This is a genomic window from Polaromonas sp. CG_23.6 (genome assembly GCF_029892315.1).
Classification (GTDB): Bacteria; Pseudomonadota; Gammaproteobacteria; order Burkholderiales; family Burkholderiaceae_C; genus Polaromonas.
In genome coordinates this window covers 3,012,928-3,028,810 of sequence record NZ_JARXUY010000001.1, presented here as the reverse complement: position 1 = coordinate 3,028,810, position 15,883 = coordinate 3,012,928, and the positions used below count along the sequence as shown (strand labels likewise).

General features: G+C 61.1%; 19 protein-coding genes. All 19 read left to right on the top strand.

The genetic code is table 11. The annotated features are described in order from the left end of the window. Window positions 1-22: 22 nt before the first annotated feature. The 19 genes from H4V98_RS14300 (at window position 23) to H4V98_RS14210 (ending at window position 15,810) form a co-directional block, all read left to right on the top strand. Window positions 23-577, top strand: coding sequence for a phage terminase small subunit P27 family (locus tag H4V98_RS14300; RefSeq protein ID WP_280757625.1), 555 nt, complete (start codon window positions 23-25; stop codon window positions 575-577). Continuing rightward, entirely contained in the window at window positions 574-2,253 is a 1,680-nt protein-coding gene (locus H4V98_RS14295; RefSeq protein WP_280757624.1) for a terminase TerL endonuclease subunit, read from the top strand. Before H4V98_RS14300 ends, H4V98_RS14295 begins: the two co-directional genes overlap by 4 nt. After that, window positions 2,250-3,482, top strand: a complete 1,233-nt coding sequence (locus H4V98_RS14290) for a phage portal protein (protein ID WP_280757623.1) — start codon at window positions 2,250-2,252, stop codon at window positions 3,480-3,482. Before H4V98_RS14295 ends, H4V98_RS14290 begins: the two co-directional genes overlap by 4 nt. 12 nt (window positions 3,483-3,494) lie before the next feature. Further along, window positions 3,495-4,187 carry an HK97 family phage prohead protease gene (locus H4V98_RS14285; RefSeq protein ID WP_280757622.1) on the top strand — a complete coding sequence of 231 codons (693 nt, stop codon included), beginning with the start codon at window positions 3,495-3,497 and terminating at the stop codon, window positions 4,185-4,187. Between the two features lie 64 nt (window positions 4,188-4,251). Beyond that, entirely contained in the window at window positions 4,252-5,574 is a 1,323-nt protein-coding gene (locus tag H4V98_RS14280; protein ID WP_280757621.1) for a phage major capsid protein, read from the top strand. Between the two features lie 60 nt (window positions 5,575-5,634). Next, complete coding sequence (locus tag H4V98_RS14275; RefSeq protein WP_280757620.1) at window positions 5,635-5,985, top strand: hypothetical protein; 351 nt, start codon at window positions 5,635-5,637, stop codon at window positions 5,983-5,985. Window positions 5,986-5,999: 14 nt separating this feature from the next. Then, window positions 6,000-6,473, top strand: a complete 474-nt coding sequence (locus H4V98_RS14270; protein WP_280757619.1) for a head-tail connector protein — start codon at window positions 6,000-6,002, stop codon at window positions 6,471-6,473. Further along, window positions 6,473-6,796 carry a phage head closure protein gene (locus H4V98_RS14265; protein ID WP_280757618.1) on the top strand — a complete coding sequence of 108 codons (324 nt, stop codon included), beginning with the start codon at window positions 6,473-6,475 and terminating at the stop codon, window positions 6,794-6,796. The genes H4V98_RS14270 and H4V98_RS14265 overlap by 1 nt, the downstream gene beginning before the upstream one ends. Then, window positions 6,789-7,271 carry an HK97-gp10 family putative phage morphogenesis protein gene (locus H4V98_RS14260; RefSeq protein ID WP_280757617.1) on the top strand — a complete coding sequence of 161 codons (483 nt, stop codon included), beginning with the start codon at window positions 6,789-6,791 and terminating at the stop codon, window positions 7,269-7,271. Before H4V98_RS14265 ends, H4V98_RS14260 begins: the two co-directional genes overlap by 8 nt. A gap of 2 nt (window positions 7,272-7,273) precedes the next feature. Further along, window positions 7,274-7,621: a DUF3168 domain-containing protein gene (locus H4V98_RS14255; protein ID WP_280757616.1), complete on the top strand. Its 348-nt coding sequence runs from the start codon at window positions 7,274-7,276 to the stop codon at window positions 7,619-7,621. A 60-nt stretch (window positions 7,622-7,681) separates the two neighbouring features. Next, complete coding sequence (locus tag H4V98_RS14250; RefSeq protein ID WP_280757615.1) at window positions 7,682-8,092, top strand: phage tail tube protein; 411 nt, start codon at window positions 7,682-7,684, stop codon at window positions 8,090-8,092. A gap of 9 nt (window positions 8,093-8,101) precedes the next feature. Then, the gene (locus tag H4V98_RS14245) at window positions 8,102-8,452 is read left to right on the top strand and encodes a hypothetical protein (RefSeq protein ID WP_280757614.1); all 351 of its coding nucleotides are present in this window, start codon (window positions 8,102-8,104) and stop codon (window positions 8,450-8,452) included. 71 nt (window positions 8,453-8,523) lie between these two features. Then, window positions 8,524-8,802 (top strand): hypothetical protein, encoded by a 279-nt coding sequence (locus H4V98_RS14240; protein ID WP_280757613.1) that lies wholly within the window; start codon window positions 8,524-8,526, stop codon window positions 8,800-8,802. A gap of 31 nt (window positions 8,803-8,833) precedes the next feature. Next, window positions 8,834-9,343 carry a DUF4468 domain-containing protein gene (locus tag H4V98_RS14235; protein ID WP_280757612.1) on the top strand — a complete coding sequence of 170 codons (510 nt, stop codon included), beginning with the start codon at window positions 8,834-8,836 and terminating at the stop codon, window positions 9,341-9,343. 83 nt (window positions 9,344-9,426) lie between these two features. Continuing rightward, window positions 9,427-11,682: a hypothetical protein gene (locus tag H4V98_RS14230; protein ID WP_280757611.1), complete on the top strand. Its 2,256-nt coding sequence runs from the start codon at window positions 9,427-9,429 to the stop codon at window positions 11,680-11,682. Continuing rightward, window positions 11,683-12,165 carry a hypothetical protein gene (locus tag H4V98_RS14225; protein WP_280757610.1) on the top strand — a complete coding sequence of 161 codons (483 nt, stop codon included), beginning with the start codon at window positions 11,683-11,685 and terminating at the stop codon, window positions 12,163-12,165. Then, window positions 12,162-12,668 carry a DUF1833 family protein gene (locus tag H4V98_RS14220; RefSeq protein ID WP_280757609.1) on the top strand — a complete coding sequence of 169 codons (507 nt, stop codon included), beginning with the start codon at window positions 12,162-12,164 and terminating at the stop codon, window positions 12,666-12,668. Before H4V98_RS14225 ends, H4V98_RS14220 begins: the two co-directional genes overlap by 4 nt. Beyond that, entirely contained in the window at window positions 12,665-13,036 is a 372-nt protein-coding gene (locus tag H4V98_RS14215) for a hypothetical protein (protein WP_280757608.1), read from the top strand. The genes H4V98_RS14220 and H4V98_RS14215 overlap by 4 nt, the downstream gene beginning before the upstream one ends. Continuing rightward, on the top strand, window positions 13,033-15,810 hold the full coding sequence (locus H4V98_RS14210) for a host specificity factor TipJ family phage tail protein (protein ID WP_280757607.1): 2,778 nt from the start codon (window positions 13,033-13,035) through the stop codon (window positions 15,808-15,810). Before H4V98_RS14215 ends, H4V98_RS14210 begins: the two co-directional genes overlap by 4 nt. Window positions 15,811-15,883: the final 73 nt, after the last annotated feature.

Genomic DNA, 15,883 nt, shown 5'->3' with positions numbered 1-15,883 from the left:
AAAGTAGCAAGGAATTTTCAGTATGACTGGATCACGCGGACCACTGCCGAAGCCAGCCGCACTGAAGTTGCTGGAAGGCAACCCGGGCAAGCGCGCGCTCGATTTATCGGACGGCGTGAACCCGCGTGTTGAAGTGCCGTCGATGCCCAAGCACCTGGGCATCGAGGCGCGCAAGGAATGGAAACGCATCACGCCGCTGCTTGAAGAACTGGGCCTGGTCAGTGGCCTGGACCGCGCCGCGCTCGGGCTGTACTGCCAGGCCGTGGGACGAATGACCGAGCTGGAAATCGCCTTCAATGGCCAGGTCGATCTGCTGGTGTCCGGTGGCATGAAGTATGCAGACGCCGTGTACAACGCCAGCCATGCAGTCACGCCCAGCGGCTACGCCCAGCAAAGCGTCATGGTGCAACTGATCAAGTCTTCACGTGAGCAGGTCAACCGCTACCTCATGCACTTCGGCCTGAGCCCTGCAGCCCGTGCCCGGGTGCAGCCGTCGAACTATCTGCAGCAAGAGCTGCCCGGCGTTGAAGCCAAGCCGACAGCGCAAGGCTTTGCTGCCTTTGCCCTCGTTCGATGACTGACCACATTGCCGCCGCTCGCGGCTACATGCGCGACGTGCTTGAAGGCTTGGTCCCTGCTTGCAAGTGGGTCCGGCTGGCCGTGCAACGCCAGGAAGACGACCTGGCAAAGCCTGTGTCCGACGAATGGCCGTGGGTTTTCAATAAGTCCGCCGCTGCCAGGCCGTGCCGCTTCATAGAGCTGCTGCCGCACATCAAGGGCAAGTGGGCGCGCGACCGCAAGCTGATCGAGCTGGGGCCTTGGCAGTCTTTCATCCTGACAACGATTTTCGGCTGGGTCCACAAGGACACTGGCCTGCGCCGCTTTCGCGATGTGTACCTGGAGATTCCGCGCAAGAACGCCAAGTCCACCCTGTCCAGCGGCGTCGCCCTGTACATGCTGACCGCCGACGGCGAGCAGGGCGCCGAGATCTACAGCGCCGCCACGACTAAAGACCAGGCCCGCATCGTGTTCGACGACGCCAAGGCGATGGCCGAGCGTTCGCCGGGCCTGCGCGAACTGGGACTGGCTATCTTGCAACATGCCCTGACGGTGCGCGAGACCGCCAGCGCATTCAAGCCGCTGGCCGCTGAAGGCAGCACGCTCGACGGGCTGAACGTGCACTTCACCGTGCTCGATGAGCTGCATGCGCACAAGACCCGCGCCGTGTACGACGTGATTGACACCGCCCGGGGTGCCCGGGAGCAGTCGCTGCTGTGGAACATCACCACGTCGGGCACCGATTTGAGCGGCATTTGCTACGAACGGCGCACCTATCTGACCAAGGTGCTTGACGGTGTGATCGATGACCACAGCACTTTCGGCGTAATTTACTCGATTGACGACGGCGACAACCCGTTCATTGAAGCCAGCTGGGCCAAGGCCAACCCAAACTGGCTGGTCAGCGTGCTGCGCGAAGACATGGAAGCCGCCAGCCGCAACGCAGAGAACAGCGAAAGTTCGCGGAACAACTTTTTTACCAAACGCCTGAACGTCTGGGTCAACGGCGAAAGCGCCTGGATGGACATGGTGGCGTGGGCCAAGTGCGCCGAGCCGACCCTGCACTTGCCCGACTTTGCCGGCGAGAAATGCTGGATGGGCCTGGACCTGGCGCAGAAAAAAGACTTTGCCGCGCTGTGCCTGGTGTTCGAACGCGAGGGCATATGGCATGTGTGCACACGTCTGTACTTGAACGAGCTGGCGGTGCAGGAAAGCGGCAATGCGCACCTGAGCGGCTGGGCCCGGGCCGGCCATGTGATCGTGACCGACGGCGACATCACCGACTTTGACGTGCTGGCCGACGACATGCGCAGCTACTGCCGCCAGTTTGACGTGCAGGAAATCGCTTTTGACCCGGCGCTGAGCATGTACTTTGCCAGCAAGCTGATCGAAGAAGGCCTGCCGCTGGTCGAGATTGCGCAGCGCGCCCTGTTTTTCACGCCCCCGTTGATCCAGGTTGAGAACATGGTGCTGGAAAAGAAACTGAAATTCGACGGCAACCCCGTCATGACCTGGATGGTCAGCAACCTGGTGGTCAAGGTCAGCAAGTTCAACGAACTGCGCTCGCCCACCAAGGAGCGCCCGGAAAATAAGATCGACGGTCCCATGGCCATGCTGATGGCGCTGGGCCGGGCGATGGTGAACGAACCCAAGGACAACATTGATGACTTTCTCAACTCCCCGGTTGGCGCATGAGCTTTTTTAGCCGTGTGGGCAGCTGGTTTGGCCGTTCTGGCTCAATTGGCGAAGCGGCGGGCCCGCAAAACCCGGTGCCGGGCACCTCGCTGGTGCCCGATGTCGGCAATGTCGGTGTCGATGGCGCACTACAGATCAGCACCGTGTGGGCCTGCATCGACCGGCGCGCCGGCACCATTGCCAGCCTTCCGTTTTTCGTCTACCAAACGCTCAACGGCCAGCGCAGCCTGGCGCGCAACACGCGCCTGTACGCCATCCTGCACGAGTCGCCCAACAGCCGCATGACTCCGTTCGAGTTCTGGCGCGCCCTGGTCATGAACCACGACCTGCGCGGCAACGGTTACGCCCGCATCGAGCGCGACAACGCCGGCGAAGTGCTGGCCATGTGGCCCATGGCTGCCGACCAGGTCGAAGTGCGGGTGCTCGACGACGGCGCCATGGTCTATCTGTATCGCTACGGCAACGATGTCGCGGTGCTGGCCGCAGAGAACGTGCTGCACATCAAGAACCTGGGCAACGGCACCGTTGGCCTGTCCAAACTCGAATTCATGCGTTCGGCCACTGACGAAGCCACCAAGGCACAGACCGCCGCCAGCAAGCTGTTCGGTGCCGGCGGCAAGCCGACCGGCGTGCTGATGATTGACAAGGTCCTGACCAAGGAACAGCGCGACAAAGTGCAGCAAGCCTTCAAGGGGTTGGCTGAAGGCAGTACCTCCCGGCTCGAAGTGTTAGAGGCGAGCATGAAATACCAGCAGCTGTCCATGACGCCCGAGGACCAGCAGCTGCTGGAAACCCGCAAGTTCAGCGTTGAAGAAATCTGCCGCTGGTTCGACGTCCCGCCGGTGCTGGTGCACCACTCCAACGTAACCGCTTGGGGCACCGGCATCTTCGAGATCAAGGATGGTTTCTACACGTTGGCCCTGGCGCCGCTGTGCAAGAACATCGAGCAGGCCTTTCGCAAGCGCGTCATGACCGCCAAGCAGCGCGCCAGCATGACGGCCGAATTCAGTATGGACGCGATGATGCGCGCCTCGATCAAGGACCGCTTTGAAATCTACGCCAAGGCCACGCAAAACGGCCTGAAGACCCGCAACGAATGCCGCCAGCTCGAAAACGATCCGCCGCTTGACGGCGGCGACATGCTGACCGCGCAAAGCAACCTGCTGCCGCTTCCTCTGCTGGGCACCAAGGTGACCAGCGGCGGCAATGGCAGCAACCTCGCACAGTAAAAAAGGAATTTCATGGCCGCCATCCTCCGCAAAGCCCTCGCAATGCAAGCCGTACAGATCAAGCTGCAGGCCGACACCGCCACGTTCGAAGGCTATGCCTCAACCTTTGGCAACGTCGACTCCTACGGTGACACCATCATCAAGGGCGCCTATGCCGAAACGCTGAAAACCAATGGCTTGCCCAAGATGTTTTTCAACCACGACAGCTACGAAGTGCCGCTGGGCAAGTGGGTCAAGGCCGAAGAAGACGATTACGGCCTGCTGCTGACCGGCGAATTTACGCCAGGCAACGCCAAGGCCGAAGAGGTCCGCGCCGCCTTGAAGCACGGCACGGTGGACTCCATGTCCATCGGCTACAGCCTGAAGTCGGGCGACTTTGACGAAACCACCGCCGGCCGCACCATCCGCAAGGTGCACCGCCTGGTGGAAACGTCGATCGTCACCTTTCCGGCCGACAAGTTTGCCCGGGTGGACCTGGCCAGCGTCAAACACATGGATTTTGAAGCCCTGCTGCCCGAGTGCAAGACAGAGCGAGACATTGAACAGTTGCTGCGGGATGCAGGGCTGGGCAAATGGGAGGCCATGGCGCTGGTCTCCCGCGCGAAAACGATCCTGAGTGGGCGGGATGCTCCTCAAGACGCTGACGTGAAAGCAATGGCCGAGCTGGTCAAGCGCTGCAAGGCGCTGGAAAGCATTGGCGCATAAGCGCGTATTCCCGCAAATCTCGCCACCTCCGGGTGGCTTTTTTACTTTCAGAAGGTCAATCATCATGAAATCAACCCGTTTTTCTTCCCGCTTTCTCTTCGGCCTGGGTATTGCTGCCCTGGCCTTCAGCGCACAGGCTTTCGGCGTCGATGTGCAGGGCTTGGCAGTCCAGCATGCCGACGTGCTGGCCGGCTTGTCCATGCTGTGCGTGGGCGACATCACGCTGGTCATGAAATCGCTCGAAAAGGTCGAGCAGAACCTGGCCACCATGGCGAGCAAGGCCGAAGGCGAAGCGAAAACACTGGGCAAGGTCTCCGAAGACACCAAGACGGCCCTGGACACCATTGGCACCCAGCAGCGCGAGCTGGCCGATCGCCTGCTGCAGATCGAACAGAAGTCTTCCGCTCAGGGCGACGGCGCACCCGCTGATGAATCCTACGGCGCGCAGTTCATCGCGGGCACCAAGTACGCCGCCATCAAGACCAATGCCAGTCAAGAGTTCGGCCGTGTTTCGATGGAAGTGAAAAACACCGTTACCAACACGATCGGCAGCACCTACAGCGAGCGCCGCCCGGGCATTGTCGAAGGCGCCTTCCGCGTCTTCACCATCGAAGACCTGCTGACCAGCATTCCGACGACTTCAAACGCGATTGACTGGGTGCGTGAAAACGTCTTCACCAATGCCGCCGCTGAAACCGCCGAAGGCGTGCAGATGCCGCAGTCGAGCATCACCTTCTCGCCCGGCACCATGCCCGTGCAGAACGTCACGCACTTCATCAAGATCACCCGCCAGCTCGCCATGGACAACGCCGCCCTGGCTGCGTACATCAACCGCCGCATGGTCTACGGCGTGAACCTGCGCGCCGAAAACCAGTTGGTCGCCGGCAATGGCACCGCACCCAACCTGAACGGCCTGACCAACACCGGCAACTTTACCGCGCATGGCTACAGCGCCGCCGCGCTGACCGCCCTGGGCCTGTCGCCGACCAACCGGTTCGACTTAATCGGCAAGATGATGGGCGACTGCGCACTGGCCGACTACCCGGCCGACGTCGTGATTCTCAACACCGGCGACTGGTGGACCATGCGCCTGACCAAGGATGGCCAGGGCCGCTACCTGCTGGGCGATCCGGGCTCTGCCGTGGTGCCGTCCCTGTTTGGCCGCCCTGTGGTTGCCAGCAACGCCATGACGGCCGACAACGTCTGGGTGGGCAGCTTGTCGCAGGCGGCCACGCTGCACAACCGGGAAGGCATCGTGGTCGATCTGTCCGACAGCGATGAAAACAACTTCCAACTCGGCCTGGTCAGCATCCGCGCCATGCGCCGCATGGCCCTGACGGTTGAAAAGCCCGCCGCTGCCCGTTACGGCGACCTGACCCCGGCCTAAACCGGCTTAGCAACCCAAAAGAGCTTGCCTGAACTGCAGGCTCTTTTTTTGGAGCATCCCATGGAACTCGTAGAAGTTGAAATCACCGGCCAGGCCATCACCGCACGCTACGGCACCTTGAACACCGGTGACATCTTGCGCACCGACGCCGAATTTGCCAAGCACCTGGTGGAAGACTGCGCCGCTGCCAAATACACCACGGCCAAGCCCGTCAAGCAGACCAAGGCCATTGCGCCAGCCGCGCCAGTTACCCGCAAGCGCAAGGCGGGCGCTACTGCAGCACCTGCTGAAGGCGCAGCCGAGCCGACAACGGCCTCGCCTCTGCTAGACGACGTGCCAAGCACCGCCAAAGACGATCAAGGCGAAGCCAACCCGGTTGCGCTACTTGCTGCAAACAGTGCTACTGAATAACCCAAAAACCATCCATGTTCATCACTCCCACAATCGCCGCTGCCCACTTGCGCCTGGTGGGCAATGACGTGGGCGCAGACATCACGCTTAAGGCCGAGGCGGCGGAACAGGCGGCCATCAGCTACCTGGACCGCGCCGTGTACGAGGACCAGGCGCAGCTCGATGCGGCGATTGCGCTGGTGCCGGCCGCGTTGGCCGCCGCCAAGGCCGCATACGCCGCCGCCGATGACGCCGCCACCCTGATTGCCGACACTGACCTGTGCCTGATCGAAAAAACCTACGCCTTTGACACGTACCTGAAGGCCAAGTTTGCAGCCGCCCGGATCCGCCGGGGCCTAGTGATCAACTCGGCCATCCAGTCGGCCATGCTCCTGATCCTGGGCGACCTGTGGGAAAACCGTGAAGACACCGCTGTGGGCGTGTCGGTCACGCCGGTGCCCAACGGCGCCCGCTGCCTGCTCGATGCCTACCGGCATTACGGCGCCTGATGCGAGCCGGAACCCTGCGCCACCGCGTCACGATCACGGCGCCCGCCACGGGCAAGGACGCCTACGGCGAGCCGCTGACGGGCTGGACTGATTTCGCCGTCAACGTGCCCGCCAGCATCACCGACCTGAGTGGCCGCGAGTACCTAGCCGCCGCTGCCACGCAAAACGCGGTCCAGTCGAAGATTGCTATTCGCGCGCTGGCCGGTATCAGCGCTTCTATGCGCGTCGTGCATGGCGCGGACCAGTACAACATCGAAACGGTGCTGCGCCAGCGCGACGGCTCGCTGCTGCTGATGTGCACCAGGGGAGTGAACAATGGCTGAATTCATGCAGCTGACCGGCTTCAAGGAACTCGCCGCCGCTCTGCGCGAATTGCCTGAGCGCGTGGCGCGCAACGGTCTGCGCGCGGCGGTCAATGCCGGCGCCGGCGTCATCAAGCAAGAAGCCATCGCCAAGGCGCCCGAGGCCACCGGCGCGCTGAAGGCCAATTTTTACCAGAAGCAGATTCGCGAGCAGTCGGGGCCCATGCAGCAGACGTTTTACGTCGGGGTGCGCAAGGGCGTCGCCAAGTACGCCAGCAACAAGGCCAACAAGCGTTCGGGCAAAGCCGGCAAGGCTTACAAGGACGACGGCACCACGTTTTACTGGCGCTTCATGGAATTCGGCACCAGCAAGATCGCGCCGCGTCCCTTCCTGCGCCCGGCCTTCGAGACAAAAAAGGAAGATGCCGTGAATGCCATAGGCGCCAAGCTCGACGAACGCATCCAAAAATACGCTCGGGAGTTAGCCAAGCTATGAGCATGCAAACCGATTTCGTCACGCAAGTCGGCAGCCTGTTTGCTGGCCACGTCTACCCGCAGACTGTGCGGGCCAAGGTCGCTGCGCCGTATTGCACCTATTCACGCATTACCGCCCTGGAACAGACCACGCTGGACGCCAACGGCGGTACCGGCAACGCCATCAACACCCGTCTGCAGGTCGATGTCTGGGCGCTGAGCTACAGCCAGGCGCAGGCCCTGGCCGTCGCCGTGAAAGCCGCGCTGAAAGGCTGGTCTGTTGAAAACGTGCTGCTGGACGAGCAGGACCTGTATGAAGGCGACACCGGCCTGCACCGCGTGCTGCTGGACCTTTCGATCTGGCATTTTTAGTCTGCCATTTTTTCCCAATCCGCCCGCTTAATGCGGGTTTTTTACCTTTAAAGGACGCTTATGTCTGGAATTTCCGCCCAAGGCAGCACGCTGCAAATCAACACGGGCACGCTGGCCGTGCCCGTGTACACCAAGATCAATGGCCTGCTGTCTTTCAGCGGCATGGACGGTTCGGCGTCTGACATTGACAGCACCGACCTTGACAGCACGGCGATGGAATACATCAGCGGGCTGGTCGATGAAGGCAAGTTCGGTTTCGAGATCAAACGCCTCAAGACCGATGCAGGCCAGATGGCAGTACGCGCCGCCCGCACCAGTGGCGTGCTGACCGGCCTGAAGCTGACACTGCCCGATGCGGCCGTTGCCACCTTCAACGTGCTGGTCAAGTCCGTGCCGACCGCCGGCGGCGTCAACGCGCTGCTCAAGGGCAGTGTCGACACCAAGATCAGCGGTCCGGTCGTCTGGTCTTAAGGAGCCGCCATGACCTTGCTGAGCAAAAGCGCCATCCTGGGCGCACACGACCTGAAGCACGAGGATGTCAACGTGCCCGCCTGGGGCGGCACCGTGCGCGTGCGCGCCATGACCGGTCAGGAGCGCGATGAATTCCGCACCTCCATCAGCACCGAAGAGGGCGGCGTACCGGTGGGTAAGTTTGCTGCCGCTTTGCTGGTGGCCACGCTGACCGATGAAGCCGGCGCGCGGCTTTTCAGTGCTGCAGACATTGACGCGCTGCAAAAGAAAAGCGCTGCCTCGCTCGACGCCCCGGCCGCTGTAGCAATGCGCCTGAACGGCCTGGGCGGCGCGGCGATTGCAGAAGCAAAAAACGCCTGAAGGCGAAGCCGGAACGCCTGTTCTGGTTCCGGCTCGCCCTTCAACTGGGTAAAAGCGTGCGCCAGGCACAGATGGAAATCAGCTCGCTTGAGTTCACCGAATGGCAGGCGTACTACACGCTGGAGCCGTTCGGTGAGGAAATTGCAGACCTTCGGCACGGCGTGGCCACGGCGGTTTTGGCCAATGTGAACCGAAGCGTCAAAGACCGGCCGGAGCCTTACCGGGCCGATGACTTTATCCACTGGCGCAACTCAGGACCGGCAGAAGAAGCCGAACCGGTGCTTCTGGATGACCCTGTGGCGCAGTCGAACCTGATTCGGGCGGTGATGTTTGGAAAGGCGCCAGGGTAGGGCATCATCCACCCTTTGTAACAAAGGGTGGATGATGAAAAGAGTAATTGCTAGTGCTATGGTTTTGGCGCTTATGGGCTGTGTGACCATTCCCCTTGATCAAATGCCCATCACTACTGAAAAGCGCGAATTCACTTATGAATACGCAGCACCTGGAAAATCAAAAAAAGAATTGTTCAAAGATGCTAAAAATTACTTTGCTATGTCATACGGCAATAGCAAGGAAGTAAGCAGGCTAGAGGATCAGGACCAGGGAACAATTATCGGAAAAGCTGTCGCAGAGTGGAATTTGTCAAACAATTCATTGTTGATTCCCCATATTCCTTGTGCTTCAAACTACAACATCATTTTCATCGCTAAGGACGAGCGAGCCAGGCTGCAGTTAACTCTAGTTGAGGGCGCGCCGATGTTGTCTTGTGGCTGGACCTCTCCACCCAAAAGGGACTATCCGCAAATTGTTGAGCAATTTAATCGCATAGCTGACGGTGTTGGAAGCGCAATCAAAAACCAATCGGCAGTAGATCGTCTAAAAAACTTTTAACTGGTAATCAGACCAGCCCGCCAAGTGCGGGCTTTCATTCCAAGGTCCACGCTAATCCGTGGGCCTTTTTTTATGGGTAAAACATGGCCGCTCTAGGTTCTCTGGTTGTCAGCCTTTCCGCCAACACGGCCGAATTCACCGCTGGCATGGACAAGGCCGCGTATCAGACCGAAAAGGCCATGAAGCAGATGAAGAAGGATGCCGAAATGGTCGGCGCCGCCATCGGCGCCATGGCTGTGGCCGGTGTCGGCGCCTTGGTGGTGATGGTTAAGGCATCGCTCGACGCCATGGACACCATGAGCAAGTTGGCGCAGCAGACCGGCACGGCGGTGGAAAGCCTGTCCGCCTTGTCATACACCGCCGGCATGTCGGGTGTCAACCAGGAAAAGCTGGGCGGTGCGCTGGTTAAGCTGACAAAGAACATGAGCGACGCCGCAGACGGAACCGGCGAAGCGAAGAAGGGTTTTGATGCGCTGGGCATATCGGTGGCGAATGCCGATGGCACGCTCAAAAGCAGCGACGCGGTGCTGTCCGAAGTGGCTGGCAAGTTTGCTGGCTTCAAGGACGGCGCTGAAAAAACGGCGCTGGCAGTTAACCTGTTCGGCAAGTCGGGCGCCGAGTTGATTCCCATGCTGAACAGCGGCGCCGACGGCCTGCAGGACATGGCCGACGAAGCCAGGCGAATGGGGTTGGTGCTCGACACCGAAACCTCACGCGCCGCCGAGGTGTTCAACGACACGATGAGCAAATTGTCGTTACAGCAAACTGCGTTTGCCAATGCCGTGACCACCGCCGTCCTTCCCGTGCTGCAGTCAATTGCCGACGAAATGCTGGGCGCCGGCGACAACACCGACAAGTTCAAAGTGGCAGCCGAAGGGATCAAGGTCACGCTGCAGACGCTGGTGGTTCTGGGCTCTGAGGTTGCCTTTACCTTCGGCCGCGTCGGCAATACCCTTGGCGGCATGGCGGCGCAGGTATCAGCCCTGGGGATCTCCTTCAGTGACATCGCGGGCGGCCCTGCGGCCATGGTTGTGGGATTGGGCAAGGCGGCCCTATCCGGCGAGATTTCATTAAGCCGTTTTTCGGCGATCAATGACATGATTATTGCGGACGACGCCAAGGCGCTGGCCGACCACAATGCGTTTATTGCCAAAATAATGAACCCGCAGGCGGCAGCAAGCGGCTTTGTCGGCCCGTTGCAGCCCAAGGGCGCGGCGCCCCGTATTGCGGGCACGCCCACGGCTGGGGCAAAAGGCAAAGACCCGGACGCCGGCTTTGAAGCCTACATGAAGAAGCTCGAAAGCCAGATCAGCAAAGTGCAGGAATTGACCGCCGTTGAAAAGCTGCTGAAAGACATCCGCAGTGGCAGCCTGACGGTGAACGCTGGGCAGGAGGCCACGCTCAAGGGCATTGCCAACGACATTGACGCCACCAAGGAGGCCATCCGCATTTCCAGCGAGCGCGTGGCCCTGCGCCGCAAGGACGAGCAGGACAGCCTCAACGCCATCCGCCAGATCGAGGCCGACACCGCCCGCGCCAACCAGCAGAACGCCGCCAACGTCGAAAACATCCGCATTGGCCTCATGAGCGAGTTGGGGCAGGAAACACTGGCGCATGAATTGCGGCTGGGCGAGCTGCAAAAGTTCCACGACTTGAAGCTGGAAAACGTCACCCAGGCAAATGCTTTGATCGAGGCCGAGAATGCCAGACACGAGCAGACGAAGCTGGACCTTCAAGCCGCCCACGACCTGCAGGCTTTGAGCATGGCCGGCAACAGCGCCGACCAGCTGTACGGCCTGATGCTAAAGGCCGGCATGGACCAGAGTGCGCTGGGCAAGGCCGTGTTTCTGGCCAGCAAGGCCATGGCTATTGCTGAAATCATCATTAACACCGAAGTCGCAGCCGCCAAGGCCACGGCGATGTTTCCGGTGTTTGGTAGCGCACTGGCCATGGGTATCCGTGTGGCGGGTTACGCCAGTGCTGGGTTGGTGGGCGGCCTTGCCATTGCCGAAGCCAGCGCCGAAGGCGGCTACGACATCCCGGCAGGCACCAACCCCATGACACAACTTCATGAGCGCGAAATGGTGCTCCCGAAGGCGCAGGCTGACGTGATACGCGGCCTTGCCAGCAATGGCGGCGCCGGCGGCGAGATGAAGCTGACCATCGTCAACAACACCAGCGCGCCCATAGGGCAGGTGACTGAGCAGCGCATCAGCGCCAACGAGCGTGCATTGATTATCCAGGAGGCCGTAGGCGCCACGGCCGCGCAGTTCGGCGACCCCAACAGCCAGACCAGCCGGGCCATGAGCCGCAACTACGCCACGCAAAGGAGCCGATAAATGCCGACATTGCCCAATGGCTTCAAGCCCACGGTGGCGGCCTATTCGCACGACGGCCCCGGTGGCGTGCTGCGCACTGAAATTGCAGGCGGCGCGGCCCGGTACGCCCTGGACTTTGAACGTGGGATGCAAAAGTTCAATGTCACGCTGATCCTGAACAAGCTGCAGTTTTCGGTCTGGGTGGCTTTCTTCATCCACATCATCAAGAAGGGCGCCTACACCTTTGAAATGCCGCTTGATTCGGGCTTTGGCACGGAACTGCATGCCTGCAACATCATGCCGGGCAGCTACTCTGCCAGCCGCACGGGCGGTATAGCCATGGTGGTGTCGTTCGTCGTCGAGGCTGAAAACAAAGCCTATGACTTCAGCGCCGCCGAGGCGCAGGCCATGGTTGATTTTTACAATGCCACGGGCGGTGAGGGCGACCTGCTGGTGGCACGCATCGCCCAGTTCGCCAATCAAGATACTTTGGTGCTGTCATGAGTTTGGACCTCGAAAGCCGTCTGCGCGCCTTTTTGGCCAGCGCACCGCAGACGGTTCACCCGGTGCAGACGCTGGAAATCAGCCACAGCGCCATGAGCCAGACCTTTCACTTGTGGCGCGAGCCCTACGCCGGCACCACCAGCGTGGCAGGCGTGGCGCGCGCCATGCGCCCGGTCAACTTCGAAATCAAGTTAGCCGGCAGCGAAGGCCACCTGGACCAGAAATTCAGTATTGCCATTGACACCGTTGACCCGGACAACACTCTGCGCAACGAGCTCGACCGCATCCCGGTGGCGACGCTCGAAAAGATCGTCATCGTTTACCGCGAATTCCTGAGCGATGACCTGACGGCGCCCCAGGCCACGGCCCGGCTGCAGGTCGAGGCCATCAGCTACGTCAAGGGCGCGGCGAACCTCACCGCCGTCTCGCCCCGGCTGAACATGCTGCGCACCGGCGAGACCTACACCCCGAAAGATATTCCGATGCTGCGAGGCTTTTTATGATCGATGCGAATGCCTACCTGGCGCGCCAGTACCCGGCGCCTCCGTGCTGGTGCCTGGTGGCCGATGTATACACGACCGAACTCGGCCAGCCGGTCGATGCGTTCCAGACCGTCAACAACTCGATCCGCTCGATTGCCAGCGCCTTTCGCTTGTCGATTTACAAAAATCCGAACGGCTTCAAGCAGATCGCCGCGCCGGTGGAAAACTGCGTGGTGCTGCTGGGCAAGACGGAAAAGCTCGGACTGCACCACTGCGGTGTGCTGATTGATGGCCGGCTGCTGCATGCGCTGGAAAGCGGCGTCTATTTTGAAGAGCTGTCGTCGGTGGCGGACCAGTACGCGCTGATTGAGTACTGGAGCTTGGCGTGATCCGCGTGACGCTGTATGCGCACCCGCTGGCACCCGTCGCGCAGCAAGTGTTCGAGGTGCCCAGCCTGGCTGCATGGCTGCTGGGCCACTATGGCGAAACGCTGACCGTCGGGGTGCAGATCTTTCAGGGCGAACCAAGCCTGGACAGTGACATTTCAAGCGACGTCGCTGCCATCCTGGCCGGCGACTGCCCAGCCTATACCGTGCTGCAAACGCCGGGCGATCCGGCGTCCTGGACGTTGGCCACGTGGCTAATGATTGGCGCGGCAGCAGTCTCCGTGACTGCCATCTTGCTAATTCCCAAGCCCGTCATGCCGGGCAACATCAACCGCACGCAGTCGAGCCCCAACAACGCGCTGAGCTCCAGAGAAAACCAGGTGCGCCTGCTGGAGCGCGTCGAGGATATCTACGGCACGGTCAAAAGCATCCCCAGCCTGATGATGCCGACGTACAACAAGTACATCGGCCACAAAAAGTTCGAGTACGGTTACTACTGCGTTGGGCGCGGCTACTACGCCCTTGCCGAACTGCGCGACGGCGACACCTTGATTGCTGACATTGCCGGCGCCAGCGCGTCGGTGTATGACCCGTTCACCTCCCCCAACAGCGGCCACGCGCCGGTGCTGCAGGTGGGCGACGCCATCATTGACAACGTGCTGACCGTCAAGCGGGCGATTGAGGTCGACGGCATCACGCTCAAGGCGCTGAACCAGGTGCAGCTGCCGGCCAGCGCCAGCTACACCTTCACGCCAGACGCCGGGGGCGACATCCTCACGCAGTCGGCCAAGCAGCCCAACATCAACGCCATTACTTCTGTCGGCGACATTGTGACTATCAGCATGGCGCCCTACGACGCCAGCTGGACGTCGCCGGTCAGCAACGTGCAGGCCGACGCCTCGGGCATTAACTCATTCAATGATTTTGGGACCGACGCCTTTACGGGCATCAATGCGGGCGACACCTTCACTGTGACCGGGTTTTTGTACAACAACGGCACGTATGTCGCCGCAGCCAAGCCAAGCGTGAACAAGATCGAAGTCACCGGCACGCTGGTCAATGAAACCAGCAGCAACGCCGTATTCAGCAAACCGGTGCCGGCCGTGAACTATTCGGGCAGTTACGCGGTGGCGTCCGTCAGCGATGGCAGCATGCGCTTTACGTCGGTGTCATGGACCGAGCCCGTCCCCGAGACGGCGGCGGCGGTCCAGCTTGCCGGCGTGTCGGCGACGACCGATTGGGTCACGCTGCCCGACACCGACCGCGCCGAAGTATGGATCAACATCACCGCACCGAACGGCCTGTTCAAGGACAACGGCGGAAAAAGCGTGGCCAGCGTCAATTTCACCCTGGAGATTGAAAAGCTGGCCGCTGTCAGCCTGGCGCCGACCGGCATTGTCGAGACCGTCACCGGCGCGCTGTCCGGGTCGGTCTCCGACGAGCGCGCCGACACCATCGAGCACGCCACCGCCTGGACCGGCCCGGCGCGCGTGCGAATGACCCGCACCACCGACTACGACTACGGCTGGAGCGGCACGGTGCAGGACGAAATAAAGTGGGCCGACCTGTACAGCGTCAGCCCGGTGACCAAGAACGAGTTCGGCAACAAGACAACCATCCACACCGTCACGCAGGCCACGGCGCGCGCTACGGCGGTCAAGTCGCGCCAGGTCAACTGCATCGCTTCGCGCCGCTTGCCCATCTACAACGGCAGCAGCTACAGCGGCGCGTTTGACGCCAGCGGGCGGCTTGTCAGCGGCACCATTGAAGCGACCAGCCGCATTTGCGACATCATTCCCGCCGTCGCGCAAGATCCCAAGATCGGCGCGCGTGACCTGTACACCGAAGTGGACATGGCGCAGATTTACGGCGTGCAGACCTTGCTCAATGCGTGGAATCCTGTTTGTGGCCAGTTCAACTTCACGTTTGACTCCGACAACATCAGCTTCGAAGAAACGATCATCAGCATTGCCAACGCCGCGTTTTGCATCGCCTACCGGCAAAACGGCAAGATCCGGCTCGCCTTTGACCGCGCGCAGGCCAGCAGCACCGCGCTGTTCACGCACCGCAACAAAAAGCCGAACGCCGAAACCATCACCCGCAAGTTCGCCAGCGATGCCGAATACGACGGCGTCGAGTTCGTCTATGTGGACCCGGACAGCAACCAATCGGAAACGATCACGCTGCCGCTCAGTGGCGCCTACACGAAGCTCAAAAAGTTCGAGATTGCCGGGATACGCTCGTTTTCACAGGCATGGCTCAGGGCCAACCGCGAATACCGCAAGCTGATTGGCCAGCGCATCAGCATCGAGACCACGACGACGCTGGACGCCCGCAGCTTGCTGCCCAACAGCCGCATCGACGTGGTCGACAACACCCGGTTCAAGTCCTTTGATGGCGAAGTCCTCGGGCAGGCGGGTCTGGAACTCACGCTCAGCCAGGGCGTGGCCTTTGCGCCCGGCCTGCCGCACTCCATTGTGCTGATGCGTCGCGATGGCTCGCTGCAGAGCATCCCTGTGACCGCCGGCAGCGCGGCCAATAAAGTGATTTTGCAGAGCTTGCCCACCGAGGCCATCACGACGCAATACGGCGCCGACGGCATCCGCACGATCTATTCGTTTGCGGCTGACTCGGCGCGCGGCGCCATGGCTTGGCTGGTGCAGGAAATCGACATCAGCGACGGGCAGTACTGCACCGTGCGCGCCATCAACTACTCCGCCAGCTACTACGCCGCCGATTACGTGGCGATCCCCGCCAAAGCCTCCGTCATCAACTGACCGCCCGTCAAGACACTTTTTATTGCCCAAGGAAATCATGCCAGCCATCAACCTCAGCGACTTGAACAACGCG